The sequence below is a fragment of the Pseudomonas sp. MHK4 genome, assembly GCF_054600775.1.
In genome coordinates, this window is the sequence record NZ_BAAIAK010000006.1 from 170,339 (window position 1) to 192,086 (window position 21,748).

A 21,748-nucleotide genomic window follows, 5' to 3' on the forward strand; every position below is an offset into this window, starting at 1 on the left:
ATAGCGGTCTGTGATTCAACGCAGCAAATAAGGAATGTCCACTTTCACCGCCCCCGTCGGGCAATCCTTTTCACAGGGCATGCAGTACCAGCATTCATCGAAGGCCATGTAGGCCTTTTGCGTGGCCGGGTTGATCGCCAGCAAGTCCATCGGGCAGACGTCGACGCACACGGTGCAGCCCTTGTGGGCGATGCACAGGTCCTCATCGACTGTGACCGGCGCATTGGAGCGAAAGAATATTTCCTGGGGTTGGTAGGCCATTTCACGGTCTCTCTCTAGTGTCATGCTCAAGCCGCATCGGCACCGACCCGCAACCGGTCGTAGGCCTGCATTTCCGCGGCTTCCAGCGGGATGATGTAAGGCTCGACAGCTTTCTTGAAACTGCTCATCAGGCCGTTTTCATCCTTCTTCAGGTGGCAGTGGCAGAACCAGTCGCTGTCGTTGCGTTGCGGGTGATCGACCCGGTAGTGATAAAGCCCCCAGCGACTTTCGGCGCGAAACAACGAAGCACGGGCGGCCATTTCGGCGCAGTCGCGGATCATGCTGACTTCCATGGCTCGCATCAGCTCATGGGCGTTATGGGCCTTGATCTGATCGAGGTCGCGCTCGATGTCGCTGAAGCGCTGCAAACCGATCTGCATCTTCTTGGTCACTTTCGGCGGCTGCAGGTAGTCGTTGACGAAGCGCCGCAGCTTGTACTCGACCTGGGCCGGCGGCAGGCCGTGTTCGCGATCCAGGGGTGCGTAGACCCGCTGCTTCTCGACTTCGATCTGCTGTGCATCCAGCGCGGAAAACTCGCGGCCGGCGACAAAATCCGCCGCGTTGTTGCCGGCAAACCAGCCATAGGTAAACGCACCCAGCATGTAGTTGTGCGGCACCGCAGCCATGTCACCCGCCGAATACAGGCCCTTGACCGACGTCTCGGCCTTCTCGTTGACCCACACCCCCGACGCCGAATGCCCGCTGCAAAAGCCGATTTCGGAGATGTGCATCTCGACCATCTGCGTGCGGTAATCGGTGCCACGATTGGCATGGAACTGACCGCGGCTCGGCCGCTCGTTGCTGTGCAGGATCTCTTCGATGTTCTGGATGGTTTCCTCGGCCAGATGATCGAGCTTGAGGAACACCGGGCCGTTGCCGCTTTCCAGCTCCTGGTGGAACTCCCACATCATCTGCCCGCTCCAGTAGTCGCACTCGATGAAGCGCTCGCCCTTGTTGTTGGCGGTGTAGCCGCCCAGGGGGCCGGTGACATAGGCGCAGGCCGGGCCGTTGTAGTCCTTGATCAGCGGGTTGATCTGGAAGCATTCCAGGTTCGCCAGTTCCGCCCCGGCGTGGTAGGCCATGGCGTAGCCGTCGCCGGCATTGGTCGGGTTTTCGTAGGTGCCCATCAGGTAACCCGAGGCCGGCAGCCCCAGGCGCCCGGCGGCACCGCAGGCGAGGATCACCGCCTTGGCCTTGATCACATGGAAGTCGGCCGTGCGGCAATCGAACCCCATCACGCCGTTGACCGCGCCCTCGGTGTCGGTCAGCAAGCGCGTGCAGACCAGGCGATTGGTGATGCTCACACGCGCCCGCTTCAACTGCCGGTAGAGGACTTTCTTGATGTCATGCCCTTCCGGCATCGGCAGCACGTAGGCGCCCATGTGGTGGACCTTTTTCACCGCGTAGTCGCCGGTTTCGTCCTTCTCGAACTTGACGCCCCAGCGGTCCAGTTGCTCGATGGTCTCGAAGCTGTGGGTCGCGTAGGCATACACCGCGGCCTGATTGACGATGCCGTCGTTGGCGATGGTGATTTCCTTGGTGTACTGCTCAGGTGTCGAGTGGCCGGGGATGATCGCGTTGTTCAGGCCGTCCATGCCCATGCTGATCGCGCCGCTGCGCTTGACGTTGGCCTTGTCGATCAACAACACGCGCAGATCGCGGTTGCGCTCCTTGGCCTTGATCGCCGCCATGGGCCCGGCGGTGCCGCCGCCGATCACGACGATGTCGTATTCCTGTTCCAGAGTCGTTCGGGTCATGCCTGCGCCCCTTTTTGCCGGTCGATCCGCAGGCGGTACTGGAAGGCATCGCCACGGTAGTAAAGGTGTTCGAAGTCCACTGGCCGGCCTTGGGCATCGTGGGTCAGGCGCTCGATGCGCATGATCGGCGAGCCGGCCTCGACGTTCAGCGCCTGGGTCAGGTCGCTGTCGGCCAGCACCGCGTCGATGGCCAGGTCAGCGTGCCCCAGGGCCAGGCCGCAGTCGTTTTCCAGGATCAGGAAGATGTCGCGGGTGACCAGGTCGGCCTTCTCCAGGCGTTCGCCAAGGGCTTTGGGCAGGTAGGTGATTTCCAGCGAAATCGGCTCGCGGTTGATCAGCCGCACCCGCTTGATCTGCGCCACGGTCTCGCCTTCGGCGACCTGCAGACGTTCGGCGACCAGCTTGTCGGCGGCGATGAATTTGAAGCTGCGCAGGCGGTTGATCACCTCATAACCGCGACCGGTCATGGACTCGGCCAGGCCTTGCAGGGTGCTGACGTTCTGGAAGGTTTTCGGTTTGGCGACGAAGGTGCCTTTGCCGTGAATCTTGAAGATCAGCCCTTCCTTCTGCAGATCGCCGAGGGCCTGGCGCACGGTGATGCGGCTGACCTTGAACAACGTGCCAAGCTCGCTTTCGGACGGCATCTGGCCGTCCTGCGGGTATTCACCGTCGAGGATGCGCGCACGCAGTATGTCGCGCAGCTGGGTGTGCAGCGGAACGCTGCTCAGGGATAGAACGTTATCGGTCATGAAGATCACTTGTCATAACGAGTTATGACGTGATCTTAGAGTTCTAAGGACAGGCTTGAGAAATACTGTTTGAGCATAAGGTTAGATTCACTGTAGGAGCTGGCTTGCCAGCGAAGGCGGTATGCCTGACTCACCGCATCGCCCTATTCGCCGGCAAGCCGGCTCCTACAGATAATGTCTCAACCGAGACGCAGCGCGCGCAGATCGAGATGACCGTCCTTGAGCGGCGGGCACCAGTAATAGCCGCCGGTGATCGGCCGGCTGATGCGATACAAACCATCGGTAATCCCGTCTTCCAAGCCGCTCATGCGTCGCAGTTGGGCTTCGAAGGCATCAAGGGAAAAGCCGAAGGCCAGGAACATCAGCCCGGCGCGGTCGCCTTCGATCCACGGCATCGAGCGGCGAACCACGAACGCTTCAGGGGCAAAGCTCTCCTGGGCGGTGCGTTTGACGTGGGCGGAAATCGGCGCGTCGTCGAGTTCTTCGTTATCGCTCAGGCGGCGGCCCATGATGTCATCCGTCTCGTGGGACGGCAGCGCGCGAAAGCCCTTGAGGTCATGCTGCCACTGCTGAATCGCGGCGAAACTGCCGCCCACCGTGCCCTCGACGCCCGCCCTCACCAGCGCGGCGGCCGCGGCGGCTTCGTCACGGGGGTTTTCGGTGCCGTCTTCGTAGCCGGTCAGGTCATGGCCGTCACGGTGGCGGAACCCTTCGGTCACTTGCACCAGGCGCAGGGCCGGCGCCAGGGCCGCCTCAAGGGCGTGGCTGCGGTTCAGCAGTTCGCCACGGTCGGTGCCGTGCAACCAGCACCACAGCGCCTGTTGCGTCGACGGGTTGTCGACACCGACACCCGCCAGCGCCGGAAATGGCCGCAAGCCGTCGATATGCCCGTCGAGGGCCTTGACCAGGGATTCACCGAAACCGACCACCGCCGATTTGCCGTCCACCAGTTGCATCAGCTTGTCCAGCGCGGCCGGCAGTGCAGCCACCGATTCCAGGGCGAAGAACATATGACGGGCGAGCGGCGGAACAGGGGTGGCGAGAATGCCCGGCTGGTAGTGACTCATGTGAACTCCTTATGAAAGAGCGCGAAGTTTAACCTCGACACCGGCCATTGTGTGGTCCCAGGTCAAAAGATCGCGTTTCACCCAACGCCGATTGCGGTCTACGCTTGAAGCACAAGATCCACACCTTCACCCCTCTACTCTGCCCATCAGCGCTCGATTGCAGCTAAAAAACCGCACCAACAAGGCGTATAACCCTTGAACCGGATTCTTCAACGGCTAGCCATAAGCGCACGGCTGACACTACACACGGGGTAGCGACATGACCACAGCACAGATTCTCGGCAACCTGTTTCCCGACGCCGGCAGCATCCCGGAAAAATACCGTCTCGACGGCCAGACCGAACAACGTGAGTACCTGGTCGACGGCGTCCTGAAAACCTGGCCTGGCCCCCTCGCCCAGGTCCGCAGCCCGGTGTACCTCGCAGGCCCCGACGGCGATGAACAAGTCATCCTCGGCAGCACGCCACTGCTGGATGCCGCCACCGCCCTGACCGCCCTCGACGCCGCCGTGCGCGCCTATGATCGTGGCCAGGGTTTGTGGCCGACCATGCGCGTGGCCGAACGCATCCAGCACGTGGAAACCTTCCTCGGCCACATGCGGGAACAGCGCGACGCGGTGGTCAAGTTACTGATGTGGGAAATCGGCAAGAACCTCAAGGACTCGGAAAAGGAGTTCGATCGCACCTGCGACTACATCGTCGACACCATCAACGCCCTCAAGGAACTCGACCGACGCTCCAGCCGCTTCGAGCTGGAACAGGACACCCTCGGCCAGATCCGCCGCGTCCCCTTGGGCGTGGCGCTGTGCATGGGGCCCTACAACTATCCGCTGAACGAAACCTTCACCACGCTGATCCCGGCGCTGATCATGGGCAACACCGTGGTATTCAAGCCGGCCAAGCTTGGCGTGCTGTTGATTCGCCCGCTGCTGGAGGCCTTCCGTGACAGCTTCCCGGCCGGGGTGATCAACGTGATCTATGGCAGCGGGCGCGAGACGGTCAGTGCGCTGATGGCCAGCGGCAACATCGACATCTTTGCGTTCATCGGCACCAACAAGGCCGCCAGCGACCTGAAGAAACTGCATCCAAGGCCGCATCGTCTGCGCGCGGCGCTGGGACTCGATGCGAAGAACCCTGGCATCGTCCTGCCGGAGGTGGACCTGGACAACGCGGTCAACGAAGCGGTCACCGGTTCCCTGTCGTTCAACGGCCAGCGTTGCACCGCGTTGAAGATCCTGTTTGTCCACGAAGACGTGGTCGAAACCTTCATCGAGAAATTCAACGCCAAACTCGCCACGCTCAAGCCCGGCATGCCGTGGGACAGTGGCGTGGCCCTGACGCCGCTGCCGGAATCGGGCAAGGTCGATTACCTGCACTCGCTGGTGGCCGACGCAGAGAGCAAGGGCGCCAAAGTGGTGAACCCCCATGGCGGCGAGGCCCGCGCGTCGTTCTTCTATCCTGCTGTGTTGTACCCGGTGACGCCGCAGATGCGCGTCTATCAGGAAGAACAATTTGGCCCGGTGGTGCCGATCGTGCCCTATCGCCACCTGGACACGGTGATCGATTACGTCCTCGAATCGGACTTCGGCCAGCAACTGAGCATCTTCGGCACCAACCCGGTGGCGGTCGGCCGCCTGGTCGACACCTTCGCCAACCAGGTCGGGCGCATCAACCTCAACGCCCAATGCCAGCGCGGCCCGGACACCTACCCGTTCAACGGCCGGAAAAACTCCGCCGAGGGTACCTTGTCGGTGCATGACGCCCTGCGGGTTTTTTCGATCCGCACGCTGGTGGCGACCAAATTCCAGGAGACCAACAAGGATCTCATCAGCGAGATCATCAGCGGCCGCAGTTCAAGCTTCCTGACCACTGATTACATCTTCTGAGGAGAGTCAACCTGAGCGCATCCACGGCCCTTCACCTGCCACCGCTGCTGCGTCGGTTATTGCGTCCGTTGCTGGACCCATACCGGCGCTATCGCCATGCACGGATGATCCATGCGGTCCGCGTGTCGCTCGGATTACTGGCGTCGATCCTGCTGACTACCGGCATCCACCTGCCCCACGGCGAGTGGGCGTCGGTGACGATGCTGGTGGTGATCGGCGGCTTGCAGCACCACGGCAACATCGGCAAAAAAGCCGCCGAACGGGCCATCGGCACCCTGGTCGGGGCGGCTGTCGGCCTGGTCCTGGTGGTGCAACAGTCCTGGCTCGGCATGCCGTGGCTGACCTATTTCGCCATGGCGGTGGTGTGCGGATTCTTCTCGTACCACGCCATCGGCAAAGGCGGATACACCGCGCTGCTGGCCGGCATTACCGTGTTCATCGTCGCAGGCCATGGTGACAATCCGGTCTCCGACGGGCTGTGGCGCGGGGTCGACATCCTGATCGGCATTGCCCTGGCCCTGGCGTTTTCCTTCGCCCTGCCGCTCTATGCGGTTTATTCCTGGCGCTACAACCTGGCGGACGCCCTGCGTGATTGCGCGACGATCTACGGGCGCATCATCAGCGGCCAATCGGTGACCGCCGACGAACACCTCAAGTTGATGGGTCGCCTGAACGTGGTCATGGTGCAACTGCGCTCACTGATGCCATCGGTGTCCAAGGAGGTGAAGATTTCCATGAACGAACTCGATGCCATCCAGCGTCAGCTGCGTCTGTGTGTCAGCACCCTGGAGATATTGGGCAATACCCGGCCGGACGCCAGTGACCTGCAAACGGCATTGAAAGCGGAGCATCGGCTGATTCGCGTGCAACTGATCGGTATGGCCCGGGCGCTGAAGTCCGGCGTCACCCAGCGACTGAACCGGCCCATGGCGTTGCCGGTCGTCAGTCTCGATGCCCCGGTCTACAACGCCCTGGACGGTTACCGTTTGTTGACTGAACAACTGGCCGCCAACATCGGCGAGATGCGCCATCGTCTGGCCAGGACTGCGCCGAACTGGAACATCTGATCGGGCTCATGGGGTGACTGTGCGGCGAAACTTCAGGCTCCAGCCCTGCTGCATGCCGGCAGCGGCCAGCAGGATCGCGACAACCCCGAGCCATTGCAGCGGTTCCAGGCGATGGCCGAAGGCAAACCAGTCGACGAAGATCGCCGCGATCGGGTAGATGAACGACAGCGCGCCGGTCAGCGCCGTCGGCAGTTTCTGGATCGCGCCATACAGCAACACATACATCACGCCGGTGTGCACGATACCCAGCGTCACCAGGCTGGCCCACTCGCCCGGCGCTTGCGGCAGCGCCGAAAAATGCGCGAATGGCGCGAGCAACAGCACGCCGGTACTGACCTGAATCAGCGCGATCAAATGCGGTGGCGTCCCGGTCAGGCGCTTGATGATCAACGCCGCAATCGCATAAAGGAACGCCGCACCCAGCGCCAGGACAATCCCGATCAGGTACTGGCTGCCGCTTTCGCCCTGCCCGCCATGGGCACTGACGATCGCCAGCATCCCGAGAAAAGACACCCCCAGCCAGGCCAGTTTCTGCAGGGTGATTTTCTCGTTGAGAAATACCGCCGCCAGCCCCACCAGCATGAATGGCTGGACGTTGTAGACCGCCGTACCGATGGCAATCGAGGCCCGGGAATAGGAGGCGAACAACAGCACCCAGTTGCCGACAATCGCCACACCACTGAGCACCGCCAGCAGAAAGGTGGTGCGGGTCAGAATGTCCGTACGCAAAAAACCGAAAGCCGCGCAAATCAGCAGCAAGGTGCCGGCCCCGAACAGGCAACGCCAGAACACCACATCCAGCACCGGTTGCCCGGACACCAGCACGAACCAGCCAATGGTCCCGGAGATCAGCATGGCGGCGGTCATTTCCAACGAGCCGCGACGTATCGAGTTGTCCATCATCAGACTCCTGTGATTGATGGGACAAAGTATGCCAATCGACCGGGGCGCTGCTCCAGCGCAAAAAGCAGGCTAAACTTCGAATCTGCCTTTAATGCGAAGGCGATTTTGCAAAACTGCCTAATTGAGGTTTCACCATGACCGATGACATCGACCAGGTGCTGATCACCGCCTTGATGGAAGACTCGCGACGCTCGCTCAAGGCCCTGGCGCAGATCAGCGGCCTGTCCTCGCCCAGCGTCGCCGAGCGCCTGCGCCGTCTCGAAGAACGCGGGGTGCTCAAGGGCTACACCGTGGACATCGACCCGAAATGCTTCGGCTATCAACTGCAGGCCATCGTGCGCATTCGCCCGCTGCCGGGCCAGTTGCAGGAAGTGGAACGGCAGATCATGGCCATTGCCGAGTTCACCGAGTGCGACAAGGTCACAGGAGACGACTGCTTCATCGCCCGCCTGCATGTGCGCTCGATGGAACAACTGGACACCCTGCTCGACCGCCTCAACACCCACGCCGAAACCAACACCGCCATCGTCAAGAAAACCCCGGTCAAGCGGCGCCTGCCGCCCATGGCCTGACCGCCGTTAGATTGGCCGCGCATAAAAAAACCCGCCGAAGCGGGTTTTTTTCAATCATGGCTGGCGATCAATCATCGCGACCCATGATGCCAAACAGCTGCAACAAGCTGATGAACAGGTTGTAGATCGATACATACAGGCTGATGGTGGCCATGATGTAGTTGCGTTCGCCGCCGTGGATGATGGCGCTGGTCTGGAACAGGATGCACACCGACGAGAACAGCACGAAGCCCGCGCTGATCGCCAGTTGCAGGCCGCTGATCTGGAAGAAGAAGCTCGCCAGCGTCGCACCCAGCAGCACAAAGAAGCCCGCCGTGATGAAACCGCCGAGGAAGCTCATGTCCTTGCGGGTAATCAGCACGTAGGCCGACAGACCGCCGAACACCAGGGCCGTCATCGCAAACGCCGAACTCACGACCTCGGCACCGCCCTGCATGCCCAGGTAACGGTTGAGGATCGGGCCGAGCAGGAAACCCATGAAACCGGTCAGGGCAAAGGCGGACACCAGGCCCCAGGCGGAATCACGAAGCTTGTTGGTGAGGAAGAAAAGGCCGTAGAAACCGATCAGCACCACGAAGATGTTCGGGTAGCCGACACGCATCTGCTGGGCGACAAACGCCATCACGCCGCTGAATGCGAGGGTGAGAGCGAGCAAGCCGTATGTGTTGCGCAGGACGCGGCTAACCTCTAGCTGCTCAGCCTGCACGCTGTTATTAACTGCGTAATCCTGTTCGCGCATGGCGACACTCCTGTTGGTTTGAAACGTTCAGTCGCAAAGATCATAACAGACGCCCTGTAACAAGCTATGCAGAGAGTTTGACAGTGTGTTTCATTCAGGTATTATGGCGCCCGCAACACAAACGGAGGTGTGGCCGAGTGGTTTAAGGCAACGGTCTTGAAAACCGTCGACTGTAACAGGTCCATGAGTTCGAATCCCATCGCCTCCGCCATCTTCTATACGAGAAAGCCCTGATTATTCAGGGCTTTGTCGTTTCTGGGGTTTGAGTTTTCGTTCTGGCTTCCACTGATCGTTTCCGCATCTTTTCGGCTATTTCCGCAACTCGCCCTCAGAAATGACTTGAGACAGCTGCCTTTCTCCCCCTTCCCCCGGCGTACTGCCGGCCTTAAATTGCCCTGCTACGCTTACCTCAAAACCGAGGATTCGCGATGCCAAATTCTGATCTGCTCCCTTCTCTGCTTTTCAAAATCAATGAAAACCAACTCGCCCTGGAAGCCGCCATCCTAGAGCTTTCGAACTGGGTCGAGCAGCGCGGCGCGGCCGACGTCCCGATAACGTCCGCGGCGCCTTGGACACCATCGATAAAAATGAAGAGTTCATCAAGCTGACGCTCGCTGTGCTGATGACCCCGGAGTGACTACGATCGGCCAAAAGCAGCCGTTCGATTCATCCCAAAAAAGATGCATTGATGTATCATCAGCGGCTGGTTATCGCACCACTGAATGCAAAACGATAACGCTCAGTGCCCATCCGAATGCAAGAATTCCCATTCCAAACGTGATGCCAAGAAGCAGAGGATGTTTCCACAAGGGTCTGTCTCCTATTGCCGTCTTTAGTGATTCTCAGTAGAAACGTTAGAGCAATATCCAAGCCACTAAACAACACAGGGTCTAGGATCAATGCCTAGCGACGAAGTGGCCGCTAGGTAGCGTTGCAGATTTCAATTGTCTGAGGCAGAAAGCCCAAAACCTGGGGAGCCTTCCCAACAACGGGGGTTAAGACCCCAACATCGCGGCACATATTTCCCTTTCGCTACCCACTCCTTTGTCGCCAGGAAAGGCTCGCAACAAGCCGAATCGCTTTCGGGCAGGCAGGACTCGCAAGGCGGAATACACTCAACAATGAAAGTTGGAATGCATTTGTGTCTTGCATGGCTAAGGAGCCGAAAATTGAAGGTTAATTGGGAAGGTCTGCTACCGGTTCAAGGAGAAATCATCGTCATCGAAGATGATGTGACACTACGTGGACTAATGGTGGAAATCGTCAAAGAATCAGGCGCTAAGGCATCAGCATTCGAAACCGCTGATGATGCGCTGACCTATCTATTGCAGGCACAGGGCGAATGCCGGCTCGTGATTGTCGATCACGGTCTCCCTGGGCAAATTCAAGGCATAGAGTTCATTGAAATGGTCAGAGGAAAATGGCCTTCCATTGCGTCGATTCTCACCTCCGGATACCAAATAGATCCCGCAGCAGTGCCACCCTCCACGATTTACCTGCACAAGCCGTGGTCACTGGATGACTTGATCACTGCGATAGCCGCTTTGCTTCAGCCTGACTTTCCGATCCGAAAAACGTAAAGCTTGCGAACACCAACGTCGGCGATGGATCGTTCCCGCCCCTCGTGACAGGCCTAAACGGCCAATAGCTGTCATTCGCCAAGACTACATCACTGATGCTCCACCAGTCGCCCCCCAATCTACTCGACGAGTACCCAACCGTTCGGGAAGAGCTGGAACGATCCGAAACCTCTAAACATCACGGCTTTCAAGCAAATAACCCAGACCACGAAAAGTTACGATCGATATGGGGTTGCCTTCGAGTTTTTTTCGCAACCGATGGATATAGATTTCGATCGCCTCGAGACTCACCTCTTCGTGCATGCCAAACACTTGCGCAGCCAACTGATCCTTGCTCCTCAACCGCCCCGCATTGGTGATTAATACTTCAAGCACGACTTGCTCTCGGTATGTCAGCACCAACGGTTCTTCGCCAATGGTAAAGCGTCGTGTGTCGAGGTTATAAATCAATACGCCACAGCGGTATTCGCGTGCACTGGCGGGCACGCTACGGCGTTGTAGGGCTCTTACGCGAGCTTCGAGCTCGGTCAGCTCGAATGGCTTGGCCAGGTAGTCATCAGCTCCCGCGTTCAGACCATACACGCGATCCTTCACATCGCTGCGGGCAGTCAGCATTAGCACCGGCAAGTTCCGACCACAACCACGCAAGTGATTCAGAACTTCAAAACCGTCCATGCCTGGTAGCCCAACATCGAGAATGACCATGGTGTATTGCCCGGTTTTCAGAGCCGCGTCCACGTCCTCGCCGCGATATACCACGTCTACTTTGAATCCCTTGCTTCTCAAGGCCTGAGCGATGACGTCCGACAAACTCAGATGGTCTTCGGCGAGCAGAATACGCATACGTCTCCTATAACGCGCTGGCCTGTGGAGGCAGTGACGGCGCGGACTATGGTCATTGACGATCTGCTGGATAAATTGTGGTCGGGAGAACGACGAGCCACACAAACAACGGTATCAACGTCAATTTTCAGGGCGATACAGTCAGTACCTTTTCGCTGAGTCGACCACAAACCGCGCTAGCACGGTGGCAATGCCGGCGCACATGACAGTAGGATTTCAGATATCAGACGTGGTCAGTTACTGGGACTGGCTGAGCTCTTTGACCAGCAGCCTGTAATTCACCACCTGCTGCTTCACGTACTTATCCAGCTCTTCACCGGTCAGGGCAAAGGGCAGCAATTTACGTTCGCTCCGCAGTTTGGCGAAGGCTTGCGAAGCCAGTTGTTTATCGAAAGTGTTTTTCCACCAGGTATAGGCTTCGTCGCTGACTTTTGGCCCAAGGTAAAAGCCTCGAACCACCGGACAGACGATGTCGTAGCCTTGCTCCCTGGCAGTCGGGATGTCTTTCATCTCAGGCGTATCCAGGCGGCTTTCCGAGAACACCGCAAGTAGGCGGACTTCACCGCGCAGGACATAGGGCATGGACTCGAAAACGTCGGTGCTGCTGACCTGAATGTGCCCGCCGAGCAAGGCGGTAGTGATTTCACCACCACCTTCCAAGGCGATATTACGCAAGTCTTGTATGTTTATACCTGCGGCCTTGGCGATCAATGCTGCTTGCAACCAGTCGTGGCTGCCAGCGGTGCCACTCGTACCAAACAAGACTTGGCGTGGATTTTTTTTCAGTGCTTTGACTACGTCATCGAGGTTTTTGTACGGAGAGTCGCTTTTAACCGCAATGGCGCCGTAACTTTTACCCACAGCAGCCACCCAGCGCACCGCGCTTTCATCGAAACGACCAAACTTGCCTTGCGCAATATTCAATAACGAGCCGCTTGACCAAGCTACCAGCGTGCCTTCCTCTGCTGGCCGTTGTGTGACGATCGTGTTGTAGGTTACCGCCCCAACTCCACCAGGCAGGTAGGACACCCGCATCGGTTCGTTTAAAACCTTGCTCTCGGCTAAAGCGCTTTTTATCAGTTGGCACGTCAAGTCGCCTCCCCCACCCGGAGCGCCCGGTACAATGCACTCAGGATGGAGGAGCTCCACAGCGAACAGTCGGGTTGCCACAGCCATGCAAATGGCAGCCAGAGCAAAACGATGCAATGTTAAAATCATGACGGTCTCTCTTTGGAGTTCTTGTTTTTTTCAAGCAAATGATTTTTCAACTTTTACCAGATGCGAAGCGTGTAACTCACCAGCAGCCTTACCTCATCAGCGTCGCGGGCAAAGCTTGAGCGATAAGTAGCGTTGCGCAGGCGCACAGCGATGTCTTTCAACGCGCCGCTCTGTACCACGTATTTGATTTCGCTATTGCGCTCCCACTCTTTGCCGTTTTCGCCATTGTTCAGTTTCACATTATCGCCGCTCACATAGCGGCTCATGAAACTCAGGCCGGGAATGCCGAGGGCAACGAAGTCGTAATCGTAGCGGGCTTGCCAGGAACGCTCGTCAGCGCCAGCAAAGTCATTGATCTGCACGAAATTGACCAAGTAAGGGTCACTACCATCCACGTAGGGAAATGCCGTGTCGCCTGACATGTGCTGATAGGCAGCACTGAATTTGTGACCGCTGAGGCTATAGCTGAGCATGCCATTGAGCGAGGTGTTGTCGATATTGCCGCCGCGCGCCTGGCCCTGTTCATCGCTGAAGGCGGCACGCAAGTCGCTGGCGAAAGTGCCCTCCCCCAGTTTCTGCGAGGTGGTCAGGCCGACGAAATGCTGGCGGTAAACGTCGTCGAGTTGGGCGAAATAGTAACTGCCGGTGATCTTGTCGGTGAGCTTGTAGTCCAGGCCCGCAGTATCGAAATGGTTGCCGGTCACGGTACCGAGAAAGCGATTGTTCTTGTTGTTTAGGGCGATGTCTTCCCAGTTGGTGTCATCGCGATCCTTGATCCTGTCCAGGCGTCCACCGGTGAACGTCAAGCCCTTGATTTCCCTCGAGGTCAGCAAGCCCCCTTCGAAGGTTTGCGGCAGAATGCGTCCATCGTTGGCCTTGAGGACAGGTAGTTCGGGGGCCTGTGTGCCGACCTTCAATTCTGTGGCGGAGACCTTCACCTTGCCGGTCAGACCGAGCTTGGAATACTCGTCAGCAGCGCGACCGTCATCATGGGTCGGTAAGAGGCCGGATCCTGTGCGGTCAGGGCTGGAGTCAAGCTTGATCCCGAGCATGCCCAAGGCATCGATACCGAACCCGACAACACCGTCGGTGTAACCTGATTCCAGATTGAGCATGAAGCCCTGGGCCCACTCGTCGCGCTTGGATTGCTGCGCACTAGTGCCGTCGTGAAAATCGCGGTTGAAGTACATATTACGCGTTTCGAAGGTTGCGCTGCTGTCTTCGTAGAAAGCAGCGAAGCTTAATGGTGAGAATCCGGCCAAGACGGCGGCGCTGGCAAAGGCAGCGGGTTGTAGGCGAAAGGTTGGGGCAGGCGCGATGGCCTGAGGCTGCATGGTCAGCATCATCTATGACTCCAATATTGTTCTTATTAGTGCCGAAAAACACGTCGAGGTGTATTCCGGTGGTGCTACAGGGTTGCGACCTGTCAAATCGACCCTGAAGCGATGCTAAGACCAGGAGCTTTCAATAACCTTTCAGCGCAATGTCATTGTCGTTGTGGCTTCAAAGGTTGGAGGCGCGGGAATGGGTTCCCGCGAAGTCGATATCAGATCGCCAATATCTGGTAGTGATTGGTTCAAGGCATCGGTGAGAGACAGCTGCGGGATAGAATCAATGGGATACAAATTTCTTAATCGCTCTCTGGGTAATTTTCTGCGGACTACAACCGACCGCTTTGGGTCGATTTCAGCCCCTCGCAAAGCCGGTATAGCTTCTGCCCTCCTTCGGCGTCCTGCCAACCGAACACAATCCGCCCTTCGCAGTAGAGATTCACCGATTCAACGCTGGTATTCTCGCCGCCACGTTCGCCAGGCATTAAGGGATGCAGGCGAAAATAGAAGCCCCGGAGCCGCGAACCTTCGGGGGCTTTGCTTTTTCTGAACTCTCCGGCCCGGCCTTCCCCGCCCCCCGGTGCTACGCTGAAATCTCCATGGAGGATTTCGCGATGCCAAACTCTGACCTGCTCCCTTCCCTGCTTTTCAAGATCAATGAAAACCAGCTCGCCCTCGAAGCGGCCATCCTGGAGCTCTCGAACTGGGTCGAGCAGCGCGGCGCGGCCGACGTCGCCGATAACGTCCGCGGCGCCTTGGACACCATTGATAAAAATGAAGAATTCATCAAGCTGACGCTCGCGGTGCTGATGACCCCCGAGTGACCAGCTTTGCATTCCGTCGCCAGCATTCGCCATCTCGCCCGCTCTCGATTACTGTATATCCAAACAGTATCCGTAAGGCGCAACCGTGGACCACTACGACATCGAAGACACCAGCGATTGGCTCGGCAGTCCGACCAGGCTGGAAACCGTCAAGCATTACGCCCATATGCTCGAGGAGGACATCGAAGAGCTGAGGCGGCAACTAAATGCGGCAAAGGAAAACATTTTCACCCTTGTCGAAATGAACGACCAGCTGTCAGCCGAACTCCAAAAGAAGCGGATATGGATGGCGAACCTAGAGGCGGAAACCACCGATCAGCTTGGCCAGATCCGGAGCCTGACAATGGTCCTGGATCAAAAAGAAAGGCTCATTCGAGATCTGCAGGCGGGCACACCGAACCAGAGGAGCTGACAGGTACGGAAGACTCTCCAGATACTGCGAGATACACGACTTCGTTGCTGCGCTGAGTATGCCAAATGCCTAGCCAGTTCCACCGGTGTCCAGCAGAACAAATAGAACGGCCCTAGGGGAGTCGAGTGAGGCCTTCACATGGTTTAAAGTGGAACGCGAAATAGGCAATGTCCGCAATCAAGGTTATGAGTTGATCAAGGCGGACAACGATTCACCTCCCTGACTTTTGCATTGGACCTGACAAGCTGGGTCTCTGTAGACTCGCCCACAAAAAATGGGGCGGCAATGAACGATTTCTTGCAGTACATGATCCTGGTGGCTCAGGGCAACGCCAAAGCAGGGCTGGTCGCAGTCATGATTACGGGTGCCGTTTGGTTGTTTGAATGGTGGAAGCCAGCCGTAGCCGACCCTGGCTTACGCGGTAGGTGGCACAATGTCAAAGTCTTCATTTTATTGCTATTCGGCTTAACACTTGCAGCGCCTTTATTAAATCGATGCACGCAACTCTTGCCGAGCATTTCACTGCTCGACCGAATAGTGCCGGATTGGCAATCAAAAGGTATAGTCGGTGGCATCCTTGCCACCCTCATCTATGCATTCATTTGGGATTTTTTCCAATATTGGACTCATCGATTTGAGCATAAATATGGTGCCCTGTGGGCATTTCATCGTGTGCATCACAGCGATGCGGACATGCATGCCTCAACCTCTCTTCGCCAAAGTGTTGGAGGTGCACTCATCGGCTATTTCCTTGCGCACTTACCCACATCAATAATATGTGGAGGAAACATGCTTCCATATCTTGGCTCGTTGATATTATTCAGCGGCTGGGGCTATTTCAATCATGCGAATGTCCGCGTCTCATTGGGCCCGCTCACCCGATTCATTTCAGGCCCACAGTGGCATAGACTGCATCACGGGAAAGAAACTCAGCATCACAATTCAAACTATGCTGCTTTTTTTCCTATTTTCGACCTGGTATTTGGGACATTACGACTACCGAAAAAAGACGAGTGGGTAGAAACTGGCCTTCTAAATGATATATCTCCACAGAATTCGTTTAAACAAGCCTTTTTATCTTGGCGCAATAAAGACACATCTATTTCCAACACACCTCACGCCCATTCTTCTGCAGAGCCCCTAGAGCCGCTTGGTCAGCGATGAACCCTGCGCCCACGGGGCCTGTATCGCCCCTTCCGGAAACGCTGGCGGTACCGGATACGTCCCCGCCACTGGTACGGTAACTTTCCGCGATGCCAGCCGGCGAGCAGAGCCAGCAGCACGACATGGACCGCCAACCGGCAAGCCGCCATGCGGGGCAGTTATGGCACGCCCTTGAAGAAGACGTGCTGGCCCAGAGATCTCACTTGGTTATTGATGACGTAAGGTGTTTCGCTAACCCACTCTTTCCGTAAACCAACTCCGCGACTGCGGCCTGTGCCAAGGCATCATCGTCAGTCTCTGTATGTTCTCGAAAGAACACGGCATCTGCCCAACCCAGCCGTTCGCCAGTAGTTGTCGGGTCTGGAACGGCTTCATACGCATAGCGGCACAGGTGCGTGAAATCGACGAAATAGAACCCACTTTTTGCCAGCAAGCGTTCAATTTCGGAAAAAACGGAAGTGCCTTTGTAAATCGGCGCAAACTCTACTTCGCAGTGGACGACATTGGTACGCTGCAAAACCTTTTGCGCTCCTAGAAGCGCCGGACCTTCGAAGCCTTGAATGTCAAGCTTCAGGAAATCAACTCGCCCAACATCGGATAACACGTCGTCAAGCCGCGATGTTTTCACCCGCTCCGTTCTAAGCGTTCTAAGTCCAGACAGGTGGTTGTGGTGGCTATTGAATTCTTCATTCAACGGGAGCAACGACGAAGTAGCATCGTCATTATTGACGTAGAATGTCTGCTCTGATCCGTCACCTATGAAATGTGGCAACATTTCTATAGTGCCGTCCTCACGCTCGATGCGTTTGTTCTCCAGCGGTTCAAACCCGATGCAACGGTTCGGCAGCTGCATCAATGGCGCATAGATATGGCTTTCGTTGGCCAGATTTTGCGCCCCAACATCAACAATAACCAACGGTCTGGATGGTCTGTAACTAACGAGTGGCTTTGCCGTTTTCGGCAGCTTTGCCGACTTCAGAAGATACTCCTCGCTAGATGTGATCGAGTTCAAGACTTCTCGCGGCCCATTATTGGCTGCCATCAGAGCGACGTAGTGCGCCAGTCCGCCTGGGTCGGGCTCCCGGGCCAATAGTGTCCGATAAAGTGTTGACACATATTCTTCGTCGTTCATGCGGAAACCTTAGAGAGGATGGCCTTGTAAGTGGCGTTGATTGGTTGGGACGCCAAGGCATCGCTCAACACAACCCGCCGTGCACGCTTGACACACTATCAATGCATCGTGGACCTTTACAAGGCGACATCGGCGCAAAAACCCACGTTCAGCGCGATGCCAAGTGGCACGTCGGCGGCGATCGGGTGGGTCACCATACGCGATTTGTACGCTGTGATCGCAGTCCAGTGCGGCGAGTATGCAAGTTCTTGCCACAGACGCTCCTGATCGCTCCGTCTGCGGATGGTGTCCCTCTCCAACAACCTCGGCATGCATCAGTGTAATTGCTTGGCAATATCAACATTCGCCTGTTGCTAGTCTGGCCTAGGGCCGGGCGTGGTCAGCAAGTGCTACCCATCACTCGTTTCGCTTGATCATCAGCACACACTGTTACGCCGTGGGCAACTGACTATTTAACAACAGCACTGGTGGCATGGTGGGCATCTACGACCGCAGACCAGTGACGCTATCGTCCAGAACTGGCCCAAGGAGGCGTTTGGCTGGTTCGAATTTGACCGGGCCATCGGCAAGGAAAGAGGCATCCATGCCAGGCCGGCTTTTTATGACGATTGCAACTCTTGTTTTGCTACGATATCCGTCTCGGTGTTCTGCTTCCTTACCCTAGATTGCAGCCGCTTCCTCATCGCATGAACTGGGCGCTCTACCAAATAATGCCCAATGGCACCTAGTATAAATACGCATGATAGGTATATACCGAGGGAGTCAACTGCTGTAAAGACACCGTAGTTTGCAGCGGCGTCAATCACCAGCACATGGCACAAGAATGCTCCATAAGATACATTACCCAGCCACTCGTCAAAGCCCCTTCGCTTTAAATTTGAAAGTATAAACACAAGAGGAATACCAACAATCAGGCCAAGCAATACAGCTTTGTTGTAAGTTGCCAACTTATCCATCATCGAGCAAGCAACATATAACGCCAAAGTAAATGCATAAATCAGCAGCAGCAAAACTCCTGCCTGTTTTTTACCATTGTTATAGTCGTACATCAGGGAACCGCTTAGGAAAACGAACAGCACACCTGGAAGAAAAAAGTAACCATACACAGGTTGATTTACGACATCCAGAGCTGCCAATGCGAAAAGCACTGAGCTGGAGATCACTGCAACCAAGCGGGATCGCAGAAAAAGTATAAAAGGAAAAATAATATAGAACTGCATCTCTAAGCCCAACGACCATGCTGGATGGATTAGAATGTACCGCGTTAGCCCGCCGAACTCTGAAAAAATATGGAACACGCTTCCTGATAGCACAGCCCAATTGAGAGGTACGATAGCTAGGCTTAAGAGGAAGTTTTTAATTGAGAACGGGTCTATTGGATACCCAGCTCCCTGAAATCCGGAATATTCAAAAAACAAGACGTACAACAGGTAAAAAAATATGAACTGCGGATAGATACGCAAAAGACGATCAGCATAAAATTTTGGAATAGTAGCGTAACTAGTAAACTTCGTCCTTAATAGGCCGGTCATGACAAACCCAGAGAGCATGAAAAATATCGTCACGGCGCAGATTCCGAAATTTATCCCGAAAATTACTGTGCCCGTATGACCGATAGCAACGAAAAATGCCAAAAGCAAGCGCAAAGTCCCAAACATTTTAGGCGATCATCTAGTGAAAAAAGTGAGCAACGATACCTTACTCGCCAATATTCATCTAGATGGTAGCGCTGGTATTAAATTGGATCCAAGATGCATGTTAACACCAAGCTTTGCTGGCAATTCGTGATGGCACAGAACGACCTTCTCCGACAACTTTGTCATGAATCAGCGTAATTACTTGGCAACATCATCATATGCCTGTTCGCAAGTCAGTCCCCGGGCTCGGGCTTGGTCAGCAATTGCAGCCAGGTCGCCCGCTCGCTGGTCAGTGCGCTTGAGCACGTCGGCAAGCACCATTGCGGCGCGGGCAGCTGCCTTGCTTGCGGCGGCAGTGCAGGAATTACCGCTGGCTTGACTGGCTGCGAGTTGAGCTGCAAGGGCGTCGGCTGCCACGCGCAGGCTGTCAGCAGAAGTGCGAGCGGCAGCAGCATCAGCAGTTGCTTGATCGATCGTGCGTTGACCATCTTGAATTGCCTTGTTGATTAATTGTTGGCGGGTTTGTTCTTTGGCTCGCTCGGTGGACTCATTGGCGGCTAGAGCCTTAGCGTCCAGAGTGTTGCGGTCGTTCCACAGGCTCTGCCATTCAGTATCTTTCACCGACAGGCCGTGATGGTAGGCGCCGAACAGTGCACCGACCGCCAGCAGCACCGCAGCTATATAAGGAAGCAGTCGGAGCAGGATGGCGTTCATGCCAGCACCCTCAGCGCGGTGTTGTAGAATGCTTGCCGCTCGGCCAGGCCATTGGTACCACCATTGATGCGCCGTGTTACTCCAACAAAATCTTCAGAATCGGCCAATACGTTCAGATTTCGCGAATTCCAGAACCACGCCGCCGACTTGCAAGCCCACTCTGCCTGCTCGAGCAGTTCAGGCGTGCGCAACAAACGGTCGTCGCCGAACAGCGCCTTGCTGCAGGCCAGATAGTTGTCACGGCCCGTTATTTGAATCAAACCCCTGCCCCTGTACTTCTGCCCGTCCCCGTCCGCCTCTGGCGTATTGCCAAGACGTTTAGCCAGCGGGCCGGTGTCGTACTTGCTCAGGTACTGGTCGCCGCCGATCTCCTTCACGTAGCGGAATTGGCCCGACTCATGTCCCACCTGGGCAATGAAAGCCGCCATGCGCAACCTGGTATTGATCTGGTACCGCTCCATCGCCAAATTGAGCGCAGACACAAAAACGCCGGCTTGTTTGCCGACGTTCGGGAGGATCTGCAGCAGCTGCTGCTGAGTGAGAGGCATACTTTTCTCCAGGCGAAAAAAAGCCCGCGCGTGCGGGCACAGGAAGGTGCGCGTAGTCAGTTCGCAGGGTCTGTAACTACATCCGGCACGGGCTCGGCCGTAATGATTACCTCGGCGCTGTAGGCACTGATCAGCTGCGCCGTGCGGACCACGGCCTGCGGCTGTCCGGTGACAATGGCGCGCGCCTGGACGTCCGCCTCTTCGGCCGTGGCGAAGACTTCGTGATGGATCGGGTCGAAGTTGTTGCTGGTGTTGATGACGATAAAGGACATGGTGAATCTCCGGTTGCAGATTTTGGGCAAAAATAAACCCGCTCGATGGCGGGTGACTGTGTTCTGTGCAGATCAGACCATCAGGGTTGCGGCGGGGAGCTGGTCAGGGTATTGGCCGGCCTGGGAGCCTTGCTGTATCGCCCAGCGCCACCTATTCGAACACCGCCCCAGAACAGCCAGGCTCGCCAACGCGCCACCCCTTCAGCGCGCAGGGCACGGTAGAAAATGGCGTCAGCTTGCTTGCGGCTGACGGTACCGGTTGCGTACAGCCAGTCATGCACTGTTGCTGCATAGTTGCCGTAGCCTGACACCAGCGCGAAGAGCGCGAACAGGAAGGCATTGTGCAGCACCTTGATACTGGCGAAGTCCGTGGCGAAGCCGGCCGGCACCGTGATGACGCGCTGGTTCTCATCGGCCAGCACCAACTCATCAAGGAGAATGTGCGTCCACTTGCCGATCTGCTCAGTTTTCAGGGTGGTGGTGAAACGACTCATACCGGCCACCCCTCATTCAACATGGCGGCAGTGAAGGTACCATCGCCCACCGCTGCCAGCAGGTCAGCTTCACGATCAAAGCAGCCCTGGACAAAGTCCGCGACCGCCTCTGCCATCACCAATACCTGGGCAGACGGCAGGTCAACGAAACCTTCCGGGGTTTTCCAGCGCAAGGTGTAGGCCAGGTTGCGCATGGCCTTAATGGCTGAACCATTGATCAAGGTCTTGGCGCGGTCATCGGTATTGATGGCCATGCCATCAACGGTGATGCCCGCCGTTTCAACTTCATACCGCCGTTCCGCGATGCGCGCCGCTTGCTGTTCTGGCGTCAATTGAGCTTGCACGTAAAGGCCGATAGCGCCGTGCGCACCCGAGGTGAGAGATGCATACAGCTCACGACCGAACTCATTGTCATCGTCTGGCGAGGCGGTAAAAGGAATCCAGCCTAGGGCCTCGTGCTCTACTTCACAATCGACGGTGCCGCGTTGGTTGTAACGAGGATTTTTAATATTCATTACGAAACCCTCATAAACAACGTTGCTTGATTGTTTGCGGCGGCGCTCATGGCCCTCCAAGCAC

General features: G+C 56.7%; 23 protein-coding genes, 1 tRNA gene and 1 pseudogene. 9 read left to right on the forward strand and 16 right to left on the reverse strand.

The window, feature by feature from the left end:
- Window positions 1-15: 15 nt before the first annotated feature.
- The 4 genes from ACYP2Q_RS17190 to ACYP2Q_RS17205 all read right to left on the reverse strand — a co-directional run bounded on the left by ACYP2Q_RS17190 (window position 16) and on the right by ACYP2Q_RS17205 (window position 3,834).
- Window positions 16-261, reverse strand: coding sequence for a 4Fe-4S dicluster domain-containing protein (locus ACYP2Q_RS17190; protein ID WP_008060065.1), 246 nt, complete (start codon window positions 259-261; stop codon window positions 16-18).
- A gap of 26 nt (window positions 262-287) precedes the next feature.
- Window positions 288-2,018 carry a fumarate reductase/succinate dehydrogenase flavoprotein subunit gene (locus ACYP2Q_RS17195; RefSeq protein WP_459731584.1) on the reverse strand — a complete coding sequence of 577 codons (1,731 nt, stop codon included), beginning with the start codon at window positions 2,016-2,018 and terminating at the stop codon, window positions 288-290.
- Entirely contained in the window at window positions 2,015-2,767 is a 753-nt protein-coding gene (locus ACYP2Q_RS17200) for a GntR family transcriptional regulator (RefSeq protein ID WP_459731585.1), read from the reverse strand. Before ACYP2Q_RS17200 ends, ACYP2Q_RS17195 begins: the two co-directional genes overlap by 4 nt.
- Window positions 2,768-2,946: 179 nt before the next feature.
- Window positions 2,947-3,834 carry a Dyp-type peroxidase gene (locus tag ACYP2Q_RS17205; protein WP_459731586.1) on the reverse strand — a complete coding sequence of 296 codons (888 nt, stop codon included), beginning with the start codon at window positions 3,832-3,834 and terminating at the stop codon, window positions 2,947-2,949.
- A gap of 259 nt (window positions 3,835-4,093) precedes the next feature.
- Between ACYP2Q_RS17205 and ACYP2Q_RS17210 the strand changes: the two genes are divergently transcribed.
- Window positions 4,094-5,719, forward strand: coding sequence for an NADP-dependent glyceraldehyde-3-phosphate dehydrogenase (locus ACYP2Q_RS17210; RefSeq protein WP_459731587.1), 1,626 nt, complete (start codon window positions 4,094-4,096; stop codon window positions 5,717-5,719).
- Between the two features lie 44 nt (window positions 5,720-5,763).
- Window positions 5,764-6,786, forward strand: coding sequence for an FUSC family protein (locus ACYP2Q_RS17215; RefSeq protein ID WP_459731792.1), 1,023 nt, complete (start codon window positions 5,764-5,766; stop codon window positions 6,784-6,786).
- Between the two features lie 6 nt (window positions 6,787-6,792).
- Here ACYP2Q_RS17215 and ACYP2Q_RS17220 read toward each other — a convergent pair whose 3' ends face one another.
- Complete coding sequence (locus ACYP2Q_RS17220) at window positions 6,793-7,686, reverse strand: DMT family transporter (RefSeq protein WP_459731588.1); 894 nt, start codon at window positions 7,684-7,686, stop codon at window positions 6,793-6,795.
- 137 nt (window positions 7,687-7,823) lie between these two features.
- Between ACYP2Q_RS17220 and ACYP2Q_RS17225 the strand changes: the two genes are divergently transcribed.
- Window positions 7,824-8,261 carry an Lrp/AsnC family transcriptional regulator gene (locus ACYP2Q_RS17225; RefSeq protein ID WP_459731589.1) on the forward strand — a complete coding sequence of 146 codons (438 nt, stop codon included), beginning with the start codon at window positions 7,824-7,826 and terminating at the stop codon, window positions 8,259-8,261.
- 67 nt (window positions 8,262-8,328) lie between these two features.
- Here ACYP2Q_RS17225 and ACYP2Q_RS17230 read toward each other — a convergent pair whose 3' ends face one another.
- Window positions 8,329-9,000: a Bax inhibitor-1/YccA family protein gene (locus ACYP2Q_RS17230; RefSeq protein WP_431758902.1), complete on the reverse strand. Its 672-nt coding sequence runs from the start codon at window positions 8,998-9,000 to the stop codon at window positions 8,329-8,331.
- Window positions 9,001-9,123: 123 nt separating this feature from the next.
- Here ACYP2Q_RS17230 and ACYP2Q_RS17235 point away from each other — a divergent pair.
- The 3 genes and pseudogenes from ACYP2Q_RS17235 to ACYP2Q_RS17245 all read left to right on the forward strand — a co-directional run bounded on the left by ACYP2Q_RS17235 (window position 9,124) and on the right by ACYP2Q_RS17245 (window position 10,580).
- Window positions 9,124-9,211: transfer RNA gene (locus ACYP2Q_RS17235), tRNA-Ser, on the forward strand.
- A gap of 217 nt (window positions 9,212-9,428) precedes the next feature.
- A pseudogene (locus ACYP2Q_RS17240) lies at window positions 9,429-9,637 on the forward strand (hypothetical protein).
- A 532-nt stretch (window positions 9,638-10,169) separates the two neighbouring features.
- Complete coding sequence (locus ACYP2Q_RS17245) at window positions 10,170-10,580, forward strand: response regulator (RefSeq protein ID WP_459731590.1); 411 nt, start codon at window positions 10,170-10,172, stop codon at window positions 10,578-10,580.
- Between the two features lie 171 nt (window positions 10,581-10,751).
- On the opposite strand, the gene ACYP2Q_RS17250 is transcribed toward ACYP2Q_RS17245, so the two are convergent.
- The 3 genes from ACYP2Q_RS17250 to ACYP2Q_RS17260 all read right to left on the reverse strand — a co-directional run bounded on the left by ACYP2Q_RS17250 (window position 10,752) and on the right by ACYP2Q_RS17260 (window position 13,984).
- On the reverse strand, window positions 10,752-11,423 hold the full coding sequence (locus tag ACYP2Q_RS17250; protein ID WP_459731591.1) for a response regulator: 672 nt from the start codon (window positions 11,421-11,423) through the stop codon (window positions 10,752-10,754).
- 237 nt (window positions 11,424-11,660) lie between these two features.
- Window positions 11,661-12,641: a tripartite tricarboxylate transporter substrate binding protein gene (locus tag ACYP2Q_RS17255; RefSeq protein ID WP_459731592.1), complete on the reverse strand. Its 981-nt coding sequence runs from the start codon at window positions 12,639-12,641 to the stop codon at window positions 11,661-11,663.
- Between the two features lie 53 nt (window positions 12,642-12,694).
- The gene (locus ACYP2Q_RS17260; RefSeq protein WP_459731793.1) at window positions 12,695-13,984 is read right to left on the reverse strand and encodes an OprD family porin; all 1,290 of its coding nucleotides are present in this window, start codon (window positions 13,982-13,984) and stop codon (window positions 12,695-12,697) included.
- Between the two features lie 602 nt (window positions 13,985-14,586).
- Between ACYP2Q_RS17260 and ACYP2Q_RS17265 the strand changes: the two genes are divergently transcribed.
- The 3 genes from ACYP2Q_RS17265 (at window position 14,587) to ACYP2Q_RS17275 (ending at window position 16,372) form a co-directional block, all read left to right on the forward strand.
- The gene (locus tag ACYP2Q_RS17265) at window positions 14,587-14,796 is read left to right on the forward strand and encodes a hypothetical protein (RefSeq protein ID WP_401125917.1); all 210 of its coding nucleotides are present in this window, start codon (window positions 14,587-14,589) and stop codon (window positions 14,794-14,796) included.
- An 85-nt stretch (window positions 14,797-14,881) separates the two neighbouring features.
- Complete coding sequence (locus ACYP2Q_RS17270) at window positions 14,882-15,208, forward strand: hypothetical protein (RefSeq protein WP_459731593.1); 327 nt, start codon at window positions 14,882-14,884, stop codon at window positions 15,206-15,208.
- Between the two features lie 285 nt (window positions 15,209-15,493).
- On the forward strand, window positions 15,494-16,372 hold the full coding sequence (locus ACYP2Q_RS17275) for a sterol desaturase family protein (protein ID WP_459731594.1): 879 nt from the start codon (window positions 15,494-15,496) through the stop codon (window positions 16,370-16,372).
- Between the two features lie 199 nt (window positions 16,373-16,571).
- Here ACYP2Q_RS17275 and ACYP2Q_RS17280 read toward each other — a convergent pair whose 3' ends face one another.
- The 7 genes from ACYP2Q_RS17280 to ACYP2Q_RS17310 form a co-directional block, all read right to left on the reverse strand.
- Window positions 16,572-17,504: an FkbM family methyltransferase gene (locus ACYP2Q_RS17280; RefSeq protein ID WP_459731595.1), complete on the reverse strand. Its 933-nt coding sequence runs from the start codon at window positions 17,502-17,504 to the stop codon at window positions 16,572-16,574.
- A 599-nt stretch (window positions 17,505-18,103) separates the two neighbouring features.
- The gene (locus tag ACYP2Q_RS17285; protein WP_459731596.1) at window positions 18,104-19,162 is read right to left on the reverse strand and encodes an acyltransferase family protein; all 1,059 of its coding nucleotides are present in this window, start codon (window positions 19,160-19,162) and stop codon (window positions 18,104-18,106) included.
- Between the two features lie 177 nt (window positions 19,163-19,339).
- On the reverse strand, window positions 19,340-19,855 hold the full coding sequence (locus ACYP2Q_RS17290; protein WP_459731597.1) for a DUF2514 family protein: 516 nt from the start codon (window positions 19,853-19,855) through the stop codon (window positions 19,340-19,342).
- Entirely contained in the window at window positions 19,852-20,403 is a 552-nt protein-coding gene (locus ACYP2Q_RS17295) for a glycoside hydrolase family 19 protein (RefSeq protein WP_459731598.1), read from the reverse strand. Before ACYP2Q_RS17295 ends, ACYP2Q_RS17290 begins: the two co-directional genes overlap by 4 nt.
- Window positions 20,404-20,459: 56 nt before the next feature.
- Complete coding sequence (locus tag ACYP2Q_RS17300) at window positions 20,460-20,675, reverse strand: hypothetical protein (RefSeq protein ID WP_459731599.1); 216 nt, start codon at window positions 20,673-20,675, stop codon at window positions 20,460-20,462.
- An 80-nt stretch (window positions 20,676-20,755) separates the two neighbouring features.
- Window positions 20,756-21,169, reverse strand: a complete 414-nt coding sequence (locus tag ACYP2Q_RS17305; RefSeq protein ID WP_459731600.1) for a DUF1353 domain-containing protein — start codon at window positions 21,167-21,169, stop codon at window positions 20,756-20,758.
- Window positions 21,166-21,684, reverse strand: coding sequence for a DUF4376 domain-containing protein (locus tag ACYP2Q_RS17310; protein ID WP_459731601.1), 519 nt, complete (start codon window positions 21,682-21,684; stop codon window positions 21,166-21,168). Before ACYP2Q_RS17310 ends, ACYP2Q_RS17305 begins: the two co-directional genes overlap by 4 nt.
- Between the last annotated feature and the right edge of the window lie 64 nt (window positions 21,685-21,748).